The organism is Pseudomonas sp. PMCC200344 (assembly GCF_030053095.1).
Taxonomy (GTDB): Bacteria; Pseudomonadota; Gammaproteobacteria; order Pseudomonadales; family Pseudomonadaceae; genus Aquipseudomonas; species Aquipseudomonas svalbardensis.
This window is the reverse complement of sequence record NZ_CP125618.1, coordinates 5,351,454-5,367,476: the sequence shown is the minus strand read 5'-3', so window position 1 is coordinate 5,367,476 and position 16,023 is coordinate 5,351,454. Positions and strand designations below refer to the sequence as shown.

The following is a 16,023-nucleotide window of genomic DNA, read 5'->3' as shown; positions in this document are numbered from 1 at the left end:
TAGTCCGCTCAAGGATTTTTAAGAACGGAGCAAACGCACACACCGGGGCGATGCAACTTTGGCATGACTTAGGGATACCTTGGCTCCCAGTCATCCACAGCGTTTTTAGAAGTGCTCACTGCCATAACAATAATGCACATGGAGTAGCGTCGATGACATCAGTAAACCAGTTCTGGCGCCGGGCAAAACTGCCCCTGGCGGTCAGTCTTGCCTCTACGCTCGCCGGGCCAGCATTCGGCGTCAGTTTCAACGTTGGTGAAATCGAAGGTCAGTTCGACTCGTCCCTGTCGATCGGTGCCAGTTGGTCTACTGAAAGTGCCAACAAGAACCTCATCGGCGTCAACAACGGCGGCCGCGGCCTGTCCCAGACTTCCGACGACGGTCACCTGAACTTCAAGAGCGGCGAAACGTTCTCCAAGATCTTCAAGGGCATCCATGACCTCGAATTGAAATATGGCGATACCGGCGTTTTCGTCCGTGGCAAATACTGGTACGACTTTGAACTCAAGGACGAAAGCCGTCCGTTCAAGGACATCAGCGACAGCAACCGCAAGGAAGGCGCCAAGTCCTCCGGGGGCCAGATCCTCGACGCCTTCGTCTACCACAACTACTCCGTTGCCGATCAGCCGGGCTCCGTGCGTCTGGGCAAGCAAGTAGTGAGTTGGGGTGAAAGTACCTTCATCGGCGGCGGCATCAACTCGATCAACCCGATCGACGTGTCCGCGTTCCGTCGTCCAGGTGCCGAGATCAAGGAAGGCCTGATCCCGGTCAACATGTTCTACGTGTCCCAGAGCCTCACCGAGAACCTCTCGACCGAAGCCTTCTACCAGCTCGAATGGGACCAGACCGTTACCGACAACTGCGGCACCTTCTTCTCGCAACCGGACGTGATTTCGGATGGCTGCGACAACAACCTGGCCGTACTGCGCACCCGTAACGGGCTCAACAGCGCACTGACGGCTGCGAGGCTGCCGGCTTCGTTGCGTAATGCCAGCATCAACACCCTGGCTGCCAGGGGCGTGACCTGGGGTGACCCGGATGAAGGTGTCATCGTTCGTCGCGGTCCGGATCGCGATGCCCGTGACAGCGGTCAATTTGGCGTGTCCTTCAAATACATGTTCGATCCGCTGGACACCGAGTTCGGCGCCTACTTCATGAACTACCACAGCCGTGCGCCGATTTTCAGCGGCAAAGGTGCTCCGGCGAGCGCTTACAGCGCGGCGGGCCTGGTGGGCTCGCTGGTGGCCAGGGGTGTTCCTCTCGCTGTCGCGCGTAACTTGGCACCGACCTTGTTGCCATTGAATGTGGCCGGTAACTCCAGCTACTACGTCGAGTACCCTGAAGATATTCGCCTGTATGGCTTGAGCTTCTCGACCACATTACCTACAGGTACTGCGTGGAGTGGTGAAGTCAGCTACCGGCCGAATGCTCCGGTTCAGCTCAACACCACCGACATTCTCTTTTCCGGTCTGACACCTCTGAACCCTAACGTTTCCGTACTCCAAGGTACGCCAGGGGCGGATCAAAAAGGCTATCGCCGCAAGGAAGTCACCCAACTGCAGACGACCCTTACTCACTTCTTCGACCAGGTGATGGGTGCTGAGCGGCTGACTCTGGTGGGCGAGGTCGGCTTTACTCACGTTGGTGGTCTGGAAAGCACTAACAAAGCGCGTTACGGCCGTGACCCGAGCTACGGCCCTGGTCCATTGCCAGGTGGTCAGTGCCAGACATTGAACACCGGCACCCTGGCAGGCGGACCGCAAAACAATGTGAGCCGCTACTGTGAAAACGACGGATTCACCACCGCAAACTCCTGGGGTTACCGCGGTCGTGCCATCTGGGAATACAACAGCGTATTCGCCGGCGTGAACCTCAAGCCGAACGTGGCCTGGTCCCATGACGTGGAAGGCTACTCGCCTGGCCCTGGCGGCAACTTCGAGGAAGGTCGTAAAGCGGTGAGCCTGGGCGTCGATGCCGAGTACCAGAACACCTACACCGCGAGCCTGGCTTACACCAACTTCTTTGATGGCAAGTACACCACCGTCGATGACCGCGATTTCGTTGCGCTCAGCTTCGGCGTGAACTTCTAAGCACTGTATTTTCAGGACGAACACACCTATGAAAACGACAAAGAGTCTGTTCCACGCTGGATTTCTGGGGCTTACGCTGCTGGCGACCAGCGTCATGGCTGCGGTCCCTGCGGCTGAAGCCGACAAACTGGGCAAGAGCCTGACCCCGATGGGCGCCGAAATGGCCGGCAATGCTGACGGTTCGATTCCGGCCTGGAAACCATTGCCGAAAAACGCCGGCGCTGTCGACGGCAAAGGCTTCCTGTCCGACCCGTTTGCCAGTGAAAAACCACTGTTCACCATCACTGCGCAAAACGTCGACCAGTACAAGGACAAGCTCGCACCGGGCCAGTACGCGATGTTCAAGCGCTACCCGGAAACCTTCAAGATGCCGGTCTACCCGTCCCATCGCGGCGCCACCGTGCCGGATGCCGTGTTTGCCTCCATCAAGAAAAACGCCACCAGCACCAACCTGGTGTCCGGCGGCAACGGTCTGGAGAACTTCGAAACCGCAATCCCATTCCCGATCCCGAAGACCGGCGTTGAAGTCATCTGGAACCACATCACCCGCTATCGCGGTGGCAGCGTGACCCGTCTGGTGACCCAGGCCACGCCACAACCGAATGGCTCGTACAGCCTGGTGTACTTCCAGGACCAGTTCGTGTTCCGCGACAAGATGAAGGATTACGATCCGGCGAACCCGGGCAACATCCTGTTCTACTTCAAGCAGAAAGTGACCGCGCCGGCACGTTTGGCCGGTGGTGTGCTGCTGGTGCACGAAACCCTCGACCAGGTGAAAGAGCCTCGTTCGGCGTGGGTCTACAACGCCGGTCAGCGTCGTGTGCGTCGCGCACCGCAAGTGTCCTATGACGGGCCGGGTACCGCAGCCGATGGCCTGCGGACCTCCGACAACCTGGACATGTACAACGGCGCGCCGGATCGTTACGACTGGAAGCTCGAAGGCAAGAAAGAGATGTACATCGCCTCCGACGCCTACAAACTCGACTCGCCGCAACTCAAGTACGACGACATCATCAAGGCCGGTCACATCAACCAGGACCTGACTCGTTACGAGCTGCGCCGGGTCTGGCATGTGGTGGCTACCTTGAAGGAAGGTCAGCGCCACATCTACGCCAAGCGTGACTTCTACATCGACGAAGACACCTGGCAGGCGGCCGTGATCGACCACTACGACGGTCGTAATCAACTGTGGCGTGTGGCGGAAGCTCACTCCCAGAACTACTACAACGTTCAGGTGCCGTGGTACACCCTGGAAACCTTGTACGACCTGCAATCGGGCCGCTACCTGGCACTGGGCATGAAGAACGAAGAGAAATCGGCGTATGACTTCGGCTTCACCGCCACTACCAGCGACTTCACTCCGGCTGCGCTGCGCCAAGAGGGTGTTCGCTAAGCGGTACTGAACAGAGGCCGCATCCTCGAGAAACGCCCCGACTGGTTCGGGGCGTTTTTTTTTCAGTTCACAAAGATCGTTGTAGCAGCTGTCGAGCTTGCGAGGCTGCGTTCGAGCCGGGGTCGCGCCCGACCGAAGTCCTCGCAAATTCGGTGCACGCGGTTTGTCTGACAGACCGCGTTGCATGGTTTTACGACTGCTTCGCAGCCGAACGCAGCCTCGCAAGCTCGACAGCTGCTACGAGGGCGGTGTGGCTGTCGGGTTTGCTCGGCACTCCTGCTTGTATTCTTTTTGTAGCCATTTGTAGCAATAACCTTCATTCCCTCTTCGTTTACCGCTAGGCTGCGGACATCTGCAACGCCGCCAACCGCCATTCAAACAAGAGCCGGCCATGACTGATCTGTCCCCACACCCGGGCCCTGCAAGCGTTGTCGTCGCGGCACTGGACGGGCGCTTTTTTCGGCCTCCGTTGCCCGACGGCCATGTGCTGCGGCCTCGTCTGTGCGAGCGCCTGAGTGTGGGGCTTGGTGGCAGGCTGTTGCTGGTCAGCGCACCGGCGGGGTTTGGCAAAAGTTCGTTGGCCGTGGAGTTCTGTCAGGGCTTGCCGGCTCACTGGCAAAGTCTGTGGCTGGGGTTGAGTCCGCGAGACAGCGATCCCGGACGTTTTCTCGAGCGGTTGCTCGAAGGCCTCCAGGACTTTTTTCCGCAACTGGGCAGCAAGTCCCTGGGCCTGCTGAAAATGCGCCAGCGGCATCAACCGTTTGCCTTTGAAGAATGGCTGGACGGTTTGCTCGATGAGTTGGCCGTGCACCTGTCTTCGAGTACGCCCCTGCTGTTGGTGCTTGATGACTACCATCTGGCGCAGGGCCCGGTGCTCGATCGCTGCCTGCAATTTTTCCTCAATCATCTGCCCGACGGCTTGCTGGTCATGGTCACCAGTCGGCAGCGGCCGGACTGGCATCTGGCACGCCTGCGGCTGTCACGGCAACTGCTCGAGTTGAATGAACAGGACTTGCGCCTGACTCACGATGAAGCCTTGACCCTGCTTGATCGTCATAGCAGTTCCTTGCGCGGCGAAGCGCTGGAGAGCCTCATCCAGCGCAGCGAAGGTTGGGTCGCCGGACTGCGTTTCTGGCTACTGGCGGCGTCCGAAGCGGGCACCCAGGGTGCTTTGCCGCAGACGCTGCATGGCGGGGAAGGGCTGATCCGCGATTATCTGCTGGAAGAAGTCATCGATTGTCTGCCCGCCGAGGTGCAGTCATTCCTTTACGACACAGCACCTCAGGAACGCTTTTGCAGCGAACTGTGCGACGCCGTTCGCGAAGCCCATGACAGTGCCGAGATCCTGCGTTTTCTGCTGGCCCATCAGGTGTTCCTGGTGCCATTGGATGAAAACGGTCACTGGTACCGCTACCACCACTTGTTTTCCGACCTGTTGCGCACCCGGCCTACCGCGCAAGCGATGGTGCCGGCGGCCAGCCTGCACCTGCGCGCCTGTCGCTGGTTCAATGCCCAGGGGCTGCTCGATGAAGCGGTGGAGCAGGCATTGCGCGCCGGGCATCTGGACGTCGCGGCGAACCTGGTGCAGAACCTCTCCGAAGAACAACTGCTGGCCGAACAGAACGTCGGCATGTTGCTGCGCTGGAAAATGGACTTGCCCGACAGCCTGCTGATCAGCACGCCACGGCTGATCGTGCTGTACAGCTGGGCGTTGGGGCTGGCCTGTCAGCTGGACGCCGCCGAGGAACTGGCCAGTCATTTGAGCCGCTTCCTGCCGGCCCCGTCCGCCACTGCGCAGAAATCCATGCTGGCGCAATGGCTGGCCCTGAGCGGGATCATCGCTCGCGGGCGCGGCAATCGTGAGCTGACGCTGCTCTACTGCACCGAAGCGCAGGAGAGCCTGCCCGCCAAACGCTACGGGCAGCGCCTGATGTGCCTCTCGACCCTGTCCAACCTGGCCATTGCCGACGGCGACTTGTGGCGTGCCCGCGGGTTGAACCGTGAGTCTCTGGAGTTGGCGCAACGGGTCGGCAACCCGCTGTTCGAAGCGCTGGCCCATTACGACCGCGCTCGCGTGCTGCAAGCACGAGGGGAAATCCTTCGTGCGCTGGATGAAGTGCGCCAGGGGCAGCAACGCCTGCAACGGTTATCCCCGCAACGGCTCTATGCCGTACGCGCCCGACTGACTTTGTACGAAGGCTTTTTGTTAGCCCTGCGCTTGCAGCCCCAAGCCGCGCGGGCACGCTTGCAAGCCGGTTTGAATGAAGCACGCGCCTGTCGTGATATCAGCGTATTGATCGGCCACTGCGTGATCGCCAGGCTGGAGGGCAGCAGCGGCGAATTCGCCAAAGCCTTCGCTGAACTTGCCGAAGCCGAGCGCCTGATGCACATCTGGGACGTGCCACCGATCTACTACCTGGCGATGATCACCCTGGTCAAATGCGAACTCTGGCTGGCGCAGGGGCGTACCGATCTGGCCGAAGCCTGGCTCGCTCGCTTGGGCCAGACCTATAACGGTGAACACGCGGCAGCCCCTCCGGAGTTTCATCCGCAACTGCCGCTGCATATCGAGTTGCAACAGGCCTTGCTGGAGGTCATTCAGGGGCAGCCGATGCTGGCCGAAGGACGATTGAATGCGTTGCTAGAGCATGGGCAGCAAACGGGCAGGCAACTGCTCAGCGTGATGGCACTGACTCAGAAAGTGACGTTGTTGCTGGGGGGCGGGCGCGAACCCGAAGCCCGTAAGGCCTTTAGTCAGGCACTGGAAGCGGCGGCCGGAGGAGTGCTGCAACCGTTTGACAGGTTGTTGGCTGAACATCCGGACTGGCTGCGTGGACAACTTCAACTCAGTGCGCCGACACCCGTTTCACAGAGCCTTTCAGAACAGCTTCCGACAGTGGCAGCCCGTCCCGCGGAGTCATCCACTGCGGCGGAACAACTCAGTACGCGGGAAATGGCTGTCCTGCGACTGATCGCCCAAGGCTGTTCGAATCAGGAGATCAGCGACCAGCTGTTCATTTCGCTGCACACGGTGAAAACCCATGCCAGCCATATCAACAGCAAGCTTGGGGTTGAACGGCGCACGCAAGCGGTCGCCAGGGCAAAAGAGTTGGGTGTATTGCAGTAATCGCCGTTTGAAGACCTCCGAAACAAGTTGGGCCTTGCGATCAGAAGTTTTCGGTCATTTCTCCTCTGAGACAGTCACTCCGGATGACTGCCCCACGTCGACGGAGTGCTTCAGGATCGACAGTAAGCCTATGGAGCAGTCATCTCCGGTTTTACTGGCAATGGACTGTTGCAAATTATCACCCAACACTTCCTTCATTTTTTTTCTGGGCAACGTTGCATTCCATTCCAGCAGCTTTTGGATCGCCGGGGCGGGGACGCCGCTGGATTTGTCATAGAGGCTTTCTGTGGTGCCGTCGCTCATGATCGCGAAGCCAGTCGTGGCTTCGATTTGCCCACGGTACAACCTGAGCCGCGACGCCGCTTTATGGTCAGTCAGCAACGGGGCGGTATTGGCCGACTCGCCATTTTCTGGATGAGAAAGGACCAGAAGTTGTCCGTCCGCATCAACGCTTGCGATGACGCCATCGCCCAAGTGACCTGCCAGGTAGCGGCCTCGTGAGTAAGCGACGAACGACAAGGTAGAAGCCAGGTCGTTGATATCGCCGCCAAGCTTTGCAGATTTGCGTCTGAACGCGTCCAGGCAGCGATTAACCAGTCGCTGGGCTGCCTTCGCGTTGTGTTTGTCCATGTTTTGCCAGAGGCTTTCAAAGTTTTTGCAGACAAAGGCCAGGGTAGCCGTGACCGCTACTTGAGCGCCGATTTCGGATTTGGCTCTGGAGCCAGCCCCATCGGCCAATGAAATGCAGGTCACCTCGTTGGACTCTCTGGCCGCGACATAGTCCTGGCAAGGCGTTTGAGTCTTGAGGTGCGAGCGTCCTGCCACAAACGCGCAGGTCGTTTTACAGCTGAAGTCTACCGGGATCTCAGGCATGGTTCAGACCTGTGCCCAGGCTTCGATACCTTTAATGTCCTGACGAAGGAGATAGTCTTCTTGCATGGGATTATCCTTTTTGGGCTGAGCGTTAAAAAACGCTTCTAGAGTCGTTTGAACCGGGCATTGGCTTCCTGCCGTCTTGTTTCAAAATAGGCGCGGCGCGAGGATAACCTATCAATTTTGCGGATCACAACCGCAGTACCCAGCCTTGGCACCAGGATTAAACCCATGCAAACCCCGAATACAGCCCTCATCCGCGAAACCTTCCCCGTCGGCCCTTTGCAGTGCAACTGCACGATCATCGGCGACCCGATCACCAAAAAGGCCATCGTGGTCGATCCGGGCGGTAATCACGAACTGATCCTCGCGCGGCTCGACGCTCTAGGCCTGAAAGTGGTCAGCATCATTCATACCCATGCGCACCTCGATCACTTCCTGGCTTCCGGTCAGTTGAAGGAGAAAACCGGCGCAACCCTGCATTTGCATAAAGAAGATCAATTTCTCTGGGACAACCTGGAGATGCAGTGCCAGATGTTCGGTGTGCCTTACACGCCGGTGCCGTCGCCGGATCGCTGGTTGGCCGATGATGAAGAACTGGCGTGCGGTTGCGGCGTAGCGTTGCACACGCCAGGTCATACGCCGGGCTCCATGAGCTTTTGGTTTTCAGAGGCTAAGCTGCTGATTGCCGGTGACACGTTGTTTCGTCGCGGGGTAGGGCGCACGGATTTGTGGGGTGGCGATCAGGCGACCATCGTGCGGTCGATCAAGCAGCGGCTGTATACCCTCGACGAAGAGGCGACGGTGGTAACCGGGCATGGTCCCGACACGCGTCTGGGCGATGAAATGCGCGAGAACCCTTTTGTGCGGGCGTGATTTCTAACGTTGTGAGGGGCGTGGCGGAATTATTTTCATCTGCAATGATCCAACGCCCGCGAAGGTTTAATGCCTTAGTCCGTTGCACCACAGAATGCAAAAAGTAGGAGCTCTTCATGTTCACCAAGCAGCGTTTGATTATTGTCGCTACGGCTGTGGCCTTGCTGTCTGGCTGCGCCTCACCTAACCCTTACGACAACCAGGGCCAGGCCGACGGTGGTTCCACGGGCATGAGTAAAACCGCCAAATACGGCGGCCTCGGCGCTCTGGCCGGTGCGTTGGCCGGTGCCGCCATCGGTCACGACAACCGTGGCAAGGGCGCGCTGATTGGCGCTGCCGTTGTCGGTGCTTCCGCCGCTGGTTACGGGTATTACGCCGACCAGCAGGAGAAGAAGCTGCGCGCCAGCATGGCCAACACCGGGGTGGAAGTGCAGCGCCAGGGGGATCAGATCAAACTGATCATGCCGGGCAACATCACCTTCGCTACCGATTCGGCGAACATCGCGTCGAGTTTCTACCAGCCGCTGAACAATCTGGCAGGCTCGCTCAAGGAGTTCAGTCAGAACCAGATCGAGATCGTCGGTTTCACCGACAGCACCGGCAGCCGCCAGCACAACATGGACCTGTCCCAGCGTCGCGCCCAGAGCGTGGCCACTTACCTGACGTCTCAGGGCGTGAGCGGTGCCAACCTGTCGGCTCGCGGTGCCGGCCCGGATAACCCGATTGCCAGCAACGGTGACGTCAATGGTCGGGCGCAGAACCGCCGGGTCGAGGTCAACCTGAAGGCGATTCCGGGTCAGCAGTATCAGCAACCGACTCAGCAGTACCAGTAACAGCCTGACTGAACCCCAGGCGTAAAAAAGCCCGCCCGATCCTTAACAGATCGGGCGGGCTTTTTTGTATCGCGCGAAACCTGATTACTTCTTCAGGCCGTAATGCTCATCGAGCATGCCCGGCGCGTTCGGGGCTTTGGGGGCGTAATCACGAGGCGGCTCCTGATTGCGCGGCGGCGTCAGGCGTTCCCGTGGGGCCACTGCCGCGTCGGCGTGCAGGGAGGCCAGCAGGCGTTGGCGGGTTTGCTCGTCCAGGGCCAGGCGGTTAGCACCCTCGGCGAGGTGATCCTGCACCTCCTGATAGCTCTGAGTCAGCTTCTTGACCAGTGTTGCAGTGCTGTTGAAGTGGGTGACCACCTCGTTCTGATAACTGTCGAAACGTTCCTGAACGTCATCCAGCTGACGTTGTGTGCTGCTAGGAGCGGCATTCGGCACCAGGCGAGCGATCAGGAAACCAATGGCGACACCCACAACCAGGGCAAGAGTCGGCAACAACCAAACTAAGAGCGAGTGTTCCACGAGTCCTTCCTCTATAAACGGCTTTGCTTTACGTTAACGGCTCGAACCTGCGCTGTATACCGCGATTCACTCGCAATAGATTGGCACAGACAATTTGCTAGACGAGTCGACCCGATTCGAGGTCACGGAGTTCCTTCCTTGCTTATGCGCGAAACCCCTGTAGTGATTGATGGCCCGGTCGGTCAACTGGAAGCTTTGTATCTGGATAATGAGCAGCCGCGCGGCGTTGCGCTGATCTGCCACCCGAACCCGGTGCAGGGCGGCACCATGCTCAACAAAGTCGTCTCGACCTTGCAGCGCACCGCGCGCGATGCCGGTTTGATTACTTTGCGTTTCAATTATCGCGGCGTGGGTGCCAGTGAAGGCACCCACGATATGGGCACGGGCGAAGTCGATGATGCCCAGGCGGTGGCCGAATGGCTACGAGCCAAACACCCCGAGTTGCCGCTGACGCTGTTCGGATTCTCCTTCGGCGGTTTTGTTGCAGCAAGTCTCGGCGGACGACTGGAAGCCAAGGGCGAACAGCTCAAGCATTTGTTCATGGTTGCGCCAGCGGTCATGCGCCTGGGCGATCAGGATCAACTGCCGCAGCAAGGCGAGCTGACCCTGATCCAGCCGGAAACCGACGAAGTCATCGATCCGCAAGCCGTCTACGACTGGTCCTCGAAACTCGAGCGCCCCCATGAGCTGCTGAAAGTGGCAGAATGCGGACACTTTTTTCATGGCAAGCTGACCGATCTCAAGGATCTGATCCTGCCGCGTCTTTCGAATTGATTGCAGTCTGACAAGCGATTACCCATGACGACTCGTACCCGTATCCTCACCGGCATCACCACCACCGGCACGCCGCACCTGGGCAACTACGCCGGCGCTATCCGTCCGGCGATCATCGCCAGCCGTGACAGCAATGCCGATTCGTTCTACTTCCTGGCCGACTACCACGCCCTGATCAAATGCGATGACCCGCTGCGCATCCAGCGCTCGCGTCTGGAAATCGCCGCGACCTGGCTGGCCGGTGGCCTGGATGTGGACCGCGTAACCTTCTATCGCCAGTCCGACATCCCGGAAATTCCCGAGCTGACCTGGCTACTGACCTGTGTTGCCGCCAAGGGCCTGCTCAACCGCGCCCACGCCTACAAGGCTTCGGTGGACAAGAACGTTGAAACCGGCGAAGACCCGGACGCTGGCATCACCATGGGCTTGTACAGCTACCCGGTGCTGATGGCCGCGGACATTCTGATGTTCAACGCTCACAAGGTGCCGGTCGGTCGTGACCAGATCCAGCACGTGGAAATGGCCCGTGACATCGGCCAGCGTTTCAACCATCTGTTCGGTCAGGGCAAAGAATTCTTCACCATGCCTGAGGCGCTGATCGAAGAAAGCGTCGCCACGCTGCCAGGCCTCGACGGTCGCAAGATGTCGAAGAGCTACGACAACACCATTCCGTTGTTCAGCAGCGCCAAGGAAATGAAGGACGCGATTTCGCGGATCGTCACCGATTCCCGCGCGCCGGGCGAAGCCAAAGATCCGGACAACTCGCACCTGTTCACTTTGTTCCAGGCCTTCGCCACCCCAGCGCAGGCCGACGAATTCCGCAGCGAATTGTTGCAGGGCCTGGGTTGGGGCGAGGCGAAAAATCGTCTGTTCCAACTGCTCGACAGCGAACTGGGCGAGTCCCGCGAGCGCTATCACCGGTTGATCGAACGCCCGGCAGACCTGGAAGATATCTTGCAGATCGGCGCGAAAAAGGCCCGCTCCGTTGCGACGCCGTTCCTTCACGAACTGCGTGAAGCGGTCGGCCTGCGCTCTTTCGTTGCCCAGACCCAAGTCGCGGCCACCACCAAGAAGAAAGCCGCGAAAGCCGCGCGTTTCGTCAGTTTTCGTGAAGACGATGGCAGCTTCCGCTTCCGTCTGCTGGCGGCCGATGGCGAGCAATTGTTGCTGTCGCGCAACTTTGGCGACGGTAAAACCGCCGGTCAGGTGACCAAGCAGTTGCAAGCCGGCCAGCCTCTGGACGTGCGCAGCGAAGACCTGAGCTTCAGCGTCTGGCTGGAAGGCGAGTGCGTCGGCGACAGCCCGGCCTTCGCCGACAGCGCTGCTCGCGACGTCGCCATCGACGCCTTGCGTGTGGCCTTGACGCCGGTCCAGGAATAAATCAGCGGCTCGGCCCGACCAAGGGCCGATTGCCATTCCCACGGGCCGTCGCTACAGTGACGGCCCGTTTTTGTTGCCTTGCTAACGAATTATGACGCCCCTAGAACGATATCAAGCTGATCTGAAACGCCCGGAATTCTTCCATGACGCTTCGCAGGAAACTGCGGTGCGCCATTTGCAGCGCCTGTACGACGATCTGGTCGCGGCCTCGCACAGCAAACCGGGCCTGTTCGGCAAACTGTTTGGCAAGAAAGACGCGGCACCGGTCAAGGGTCTGTACTTCTGGGGCGGCGTCGGTCGCGGCAAGACTTATCTGGTCGACACCTTCTTCGAAGCGCTGCCGTTCAAGGAAAAGGTCCGCACTCACTTCCACCGCTTCATGAAGCGTGTGCACGAAGAGATGAAGACCCTTGGCGGCGAGAAAAACCCGCTGACCATCATCGCCAAGCGCTTCTCCGACGAAGCCCGGGTGATTTGTTTCGATGAATTCTTCGTGTCCGACATCACCGACGCGATGATCCTCGGCACGCTGATGGAAGAGCTGTTCAAGAACGGCGTGACCCTGGTCGCGACTTCGAACATCGTGCCGGACGGTCTGTACAAGGACGGCCTGCAACGTGCGCGCTTCCTGCCGGCGATTGCGCTGATCAAGCAGAATACCGACATCGTCAACGTCGACAGCGGCGTCGATTATCGTCTGCGTCACCTTGAGCAAGCGGAGCTGTTCCACTTTCCGCTGGATGATGCGTCCCACGAAAGCCTGCGCAAGAGCTTCCGCGCCTTGACGCCGGAATGCACGGCAGCCATCGAGAACGATGTGCTGATGATCGAGAACCGCGAAATCCGTGCCTTGCGCACTTGCGATGACGTGGCCTGGTTCGACTTCCGCGAACTCTGCGACGGCCCGCGCAGCCAGAACGATTACATCGAACTTGGCAAGATCTTCCACGCTGTGTTGCTCAGCGGTGTCGAGCAGATGAGCGTCACCACCGACGACATCGCCCGACGCTTTATCAACATGGTCGACGAGTTCTACGATCGCAACGTGAAGCTGATCATTTCCGCTGAAGTCGAGCTCAAAGACCTCTACACCGGTGGTCGCCTGAACTTCGAGTTCCAGCGCACGCTCAGCCGTCTGCTGGAAATGCAGTCTCACGAATTCCTGTCCCGGGCGCATAAGCCGTAGGACATTTCGGAAATCGGCATAGGGGGCAGCCTTCATAGGCCGCTCCCCTGCCACACCACCCGGCATGCGGGTCCGCACCGGGCGGTTCGAGAGATTGAGGTTATGAGAGTCGCACCAGTCCCAGCCTGTCGAACCACGCTATATTCAACACTCGATTCAGCTCAAATCGGCTGTTACGCCACCAGCTATACGAGTTGGCCGCCACTTTCCGGGCCGATTGGCTGCTGGCTCCCAGCGCCCTCAGTTCGCGGTAGATCGTCGGTCCACGCCTCCACTGCTTAAGCTGGATCGCTCGCAATCGGTGTCGTATCCATTCGTCCAGCTCTCGCCAGATTTTCGGTGTTTGTGACAACCCAAAGTAAGTTTTCCAGCCCAAGAGATAAGGGCGTAGATTTTCGACGACTTGTCGCAGACTGCGACCGCCTGAGCGACGAGTAAGCTCGCGTATCCGTTGCTTGAACTGCTTGCGCGCCTTGACCGCCACTGCTCTTTTGACGCCTTGTGCAGATGCCCAGAAGGCGTATCCCAGAAACTTGCGACCCAATGCGCTCGTCACTGCACTCTTGCTCTCGTTGACGCTCAAGTGCAGCTTTTCGTACAACCGTCTCAGCAGGGCCATTACCCGCTGCCCAGCCCTGCGGCTGCGAACATACACATTCGCATCGTCGGCATAGCGCACAAAGCAATGGCCTCGGCGTTCAAGCTCCCGATCCACTTCGTCCAGCAGCACGTTCGCCAGCAACGGCGATAACGGGCCACCTTGCGGCGCCCCGCAGCGGCTTTTCTCGACCACGCCATTGATCAGCGCTCCCGCATCCAGATACGCCCGAACCAGTCGAATAACCGCCTGATCCGCGATCCGTTTGCGTAGACGGTCAATCAAAATGTCGTGATCGACCCGGTCGAAGAACTTCTCCAGATCAACATCCACTACCACTTTTCGACCCGAGGACACGTAGCGCTGAGCCGCCAACACGGCGTCCTGCGCACAACGTCCCGGACGAAAACCGTAGCTGTGTTCACTGAAGGTTGGATCAAGCAACGGCTGCAAGACTTGCAGCAACGCCTGTTGGATCAAACGGTCGGTGACCGTCGGAATACCCAACTCACGTTGACCGCCGTCAGGCTTGGGAATCACCACTCGCCGCACCGGACTGGGCCGGTAGGCACCTGAAAGAAGCTGTTCGCGAATCGCAGGCCAACGGGTCAGCAAATGTTCGGCCGTCTGTTCAATGTCCAGACCGTCGACTCCCGCAGCACCCTTGTTGGCCTTGACTCGCTTCCATGCCCGTTTCAGGTTTTCTCTCGCAAAGGCCCGTTCCAGCAGCCCTTGCCCTGCGTTGTCGGATTCATCTTGCGGGCGATTGACCTCGTCGCTGACGGAGCTTCTCACGGCTTCACCGTTCGCAGTCTCCATCCGCCCCGCGTTTGGCAGGCATCTGACTTCCGGTCGTTCGCATCAACATGGCCTATAACGCTTTCTCTCGTTCGGCCCTTCGTCAAAAAAAAAAAGATGACTACTACGGCCTCTGCTGACTTCTCGCTCCGGCTTGCACCGTCGCCCTTTCAGGCACGAGGCGAGATCTCCCCAGGTAAGAACGCAATCCTTCCCCGCACAACCGCCGGATTTACGCAGCCTGATCTTTGACCACAAGAGCTTCGCGGTTTATGGCCCGCTCGCCCTGATCGGCTTCGCCTTATATCCGGTTCTTGTCCATCGGCTCGCGGTTTCGATTCACGCTTCCTCCCCACACTCGGTCACCCTCATGCAGTTGCGCTTCACTTCGTTCGCTGTGGTCAGCTTACGGCGGGACTTTCACCCACAAGATTGCGCCCATGCTGGGCGCACAATAAAAAAGGGCCTGCAAATGCAGGCCCTTTTTTGTGCGCTGAAGATCCTTGTGCCCGAATCCTGAGGCTCACCACAAGCCCGCTCCCACATTGGTTTGTGTTGTGTCAGCTGCCTACGCAGCTTGCTGGAACTGCTGTCGATACTGGTTTGGCGACAACTCCGTGTGCTGGCGGAACAACCGAGCGAAGAAGCTTGCATCGTCGTAACCGACTTCATAGCTGATGGTCTTGATGCTCTTGCGGCTGCCGGACAGCAAGCCCTTGGCGGTTTCGATGCGCAGTCGTTGCAGGTAATGCAGCGGCTTGTCGCCGGTGGCGGTCTGGAAGCGCCGCATGAAATTGCGGATGCTCATGCCGTGTTCGCGAGCCACGTCTTCGAAACGGAATTTGTCGGCGAAGTGTTCTTCGAGCCAGTGCTGGATCTGCAGGATGATCACATCCTGGTGCAGCTTCTGACCGCCGAAACCGATTCGTCCTGGCGAGTAGCTGCGCTGCACTTCATAGAGAATGTCCCGCGCCACGGCCTGAGACACGTTGGCGCCGCAGAAGCGTTCGATCAGGTAAATGTAAAGGTCGCAGGCCGAGGTGGTTCCTCCAGCGCAATACAGGTTGTCGGCATCGGTCAGGTGCTTGTCCTGATTGAGCTGAACCCGTGGGAAGCGTTCGGCAAATGCATTGAAGAAGCGCCAGTAAGTGGTCGCTTCCTTGCCGTCGAGCAGTCCGGCCTCGGCCAGCCAGAACACCCCGGTGGCCTCGCCGCAGAGCACTGCGCCGCGAGCATGTTGCTGACGCAGCCAGGGCAGGACCTGTGGATAACGTTGGCAAAGGGTGTCGAAATCGTCCCAGAAGGCTGGAAGGACAATGATGTCGGCGTTTTCCAGGCCGCCGTCCACCGGCATGATCACGTCACTGAAGCTGTTCACCGGTTTGCCGTCGGGGCTGACCAGACGGGTTTCGAACGCTGGAGTCAGGCCTTGGCCCAGTTGTTTGCCGTAACGCAGGCTGGCCAGATGGAAGAAATCCTTGGCTTGCATGAGGGTGGAAGCGAAAACCCGGTCGATAGCCAGGATGCTGACGCGCCGCAAGGGCGTGGAGACTTGGTTAGACATAATTCAACTTTA

General features: G+C 59.1%; 12 protein-coding genes. 8 read left to right on the top strand and 4 right to left on the bottom strand.

The features are described 5' to 3' along the window. Window positions 1–152 precede the first annotated feature (152 nt). From QFW87_RS24495 to QFW87_RS24485, 3 genes are all read left to right on the top strand, one after another. Entirely contained in the window at window positions 153–2,090 is a 1,938-nt protein-coding gene (locus QFW87_RS24495; protein WP_283189088.1) for a DUF1302 domain-containing protein, read from the top strand. A 28-nt stretch (window positions 2,091–2,118) separates the two neighbouring features. Next, window positions 2,119–3,483 carry a DUF1329 domain-containing protein gene (locus QFW87_RS24490; protein ID WP_283189087.1) on the top strand — a complete coding sequence of 455 codons (1,365 nt, stop codon included), beginning with the start codon at window positions 2,119–2,121 and terminating at the stop codon, window positions 3,481–3,483. 391 nt (window positions 3,484–3,874) lie between these two features. Continuing rightward, window positions 3,875–6,610 carry a LuxR C-terminal-related transcriptional regulator gene (locus tag QFW87_RS24485; RefSeq protein ID WP_283189086.1) on the top strand — a complete coding sequence of 912 codons (2,736 nt, stop codon included), beginning with the start codon at window positions 3,875–3,877 and terminating at the stop codon, window positions 6,608–6,610. 54 nt (window positions 6,611–6,664) lie between these two features. Here QFW87_RS24485 and QFW87_RS24480 read toward each other — a convergent pair whose 3' ends face one another. Continuing rightward, entirely contained in the window at window positions 6,665–7,483 is an 819-nt protein-coding gene (locus tag QFW87_RS24480; RefSeq protein WP_283181618.1) for a PP2C family serine/threonine-protein phosphatase, read from the bottom strand. 231 nt (window positions 7,484–7,714) lie between these two features. Here QFW87_RS24480 and QFW87_RS24475 point away from each other — a divergent pair, with 231 nt between their 5' ends. Together QFW87_RS24475 and QFW87_RS24470 are read left to right on the top strand one after the other, a co-directional pair. Next, window positions 7,715–8,359: an MBL fold metallo-hydrolase gene (locus QFW87_RS24475; RefSeq protein ID WP_056740859.1), complete on the top strand. Its 645-nt coding sequence runs from the start codon at window positions 7,715–7,717 to the stop codon at window positions 8,357–8,359. Between the two features lie 116 nt (window positions 8,360–8,475). Then, entirely contained in the window at window positions 8,476–9,192 is a 717-nt protein-coding gene (locus QFW87_RS24470; protein WP_283181617.1) for an OmpA family protein, read from the top strand. Between the two features lie 84 nt (window positions 9,193–9,276). On the opposite strand, the gene QFW87_RS24465 is transcribed toward QFW87_RS24470, so the two are convergent. Further along, window positions 9,277–9,711 carry a DUF1043 family protein gene (locus QFW87_RS24465; protein ID WP_283181616.1) on the bottom strand — a complete coding sequence of 145 codons (435 nt, stop codon included), beginning with the start codon at window positions 9,709–9,711 and terminating at the stop codon, window positions 9,277–9,279. Window positions 9,712–9,855: 144 nt separating this feature from the next. Between QFW87_RS24465 and QFW87_RS24460 the strand changes: the two genes are divergently transcribed. The 3 genes from QFW87_RS24460 (at window position 9,856) to zapE (ending at window position 13,051) form a co-directional block, all read left to right on the top strand. Next, complete coding sequence (locus QFW87_RS24460; protein WP_283181615.1) at window positions 9,856–10,485, top strand: alpha/beta fold hydrolase; 630 nt, start codon at window positions 9,856–9,858, stop codon at window positions 10,483–10,485. Between the two features lie 24 nt (window positions 10,486–10,509). Next, window positions 10,510–11,865, top strand: a complete 1,356-nt coding sequence (locus tag QFW87_RS24455; protein WP_283189085.1) for a tryptophan--tRNA ligase — start codon at window positions 10,510–10,512, stop codon at window positions 11,863–11,865. 91 nt (window positions 11,866–11,956) lie between these two features. After that, the gene (zapE, locus tag QFW87_RS24450; protein ID WP_283181613.1) at window positions 11,957–13,051 is read left to right on the top strand and encodes a cell division protein ZapE; all 1,095 of its coding nucleotides are present in this window, start codon (window positions 11,957–11,959) and stop codon (window positions 13,049–13,051) included. Between the two features lie 100 nt (window positions 13,052–13,151). Here the strand turns inward: zapE and ltrA are convergent, their stop codons facing one another. Further along, window positions 13,152–14,468 (bottom strand): group II intron reverse transcriptase/maturase, encoded by a 1,317-nt coding sequence (gene ltrA, locus QFW87_RS24445; protein ID WP_349294100.1) that lies wholly within the window; start codon window positions 14,466–14,468, stop codon window positions 13,152–13,154. A gap of 547 nt (window positions 14,469–15,015) precedes the next feature. Beyond that, window positions 15,016–15,912 (bottom strand): GlxA family transcriptional regulator, encoded by an 897-nt coding sequence (locus QFW87_RS24440; protein WP_173860460.1) that lies wholly within the window; start codon window positions 15,910–15,912, stop codon window positions 15,016–15,018. Window positions 15,913–16,023 lie beyond the last annotated feature (111 nt).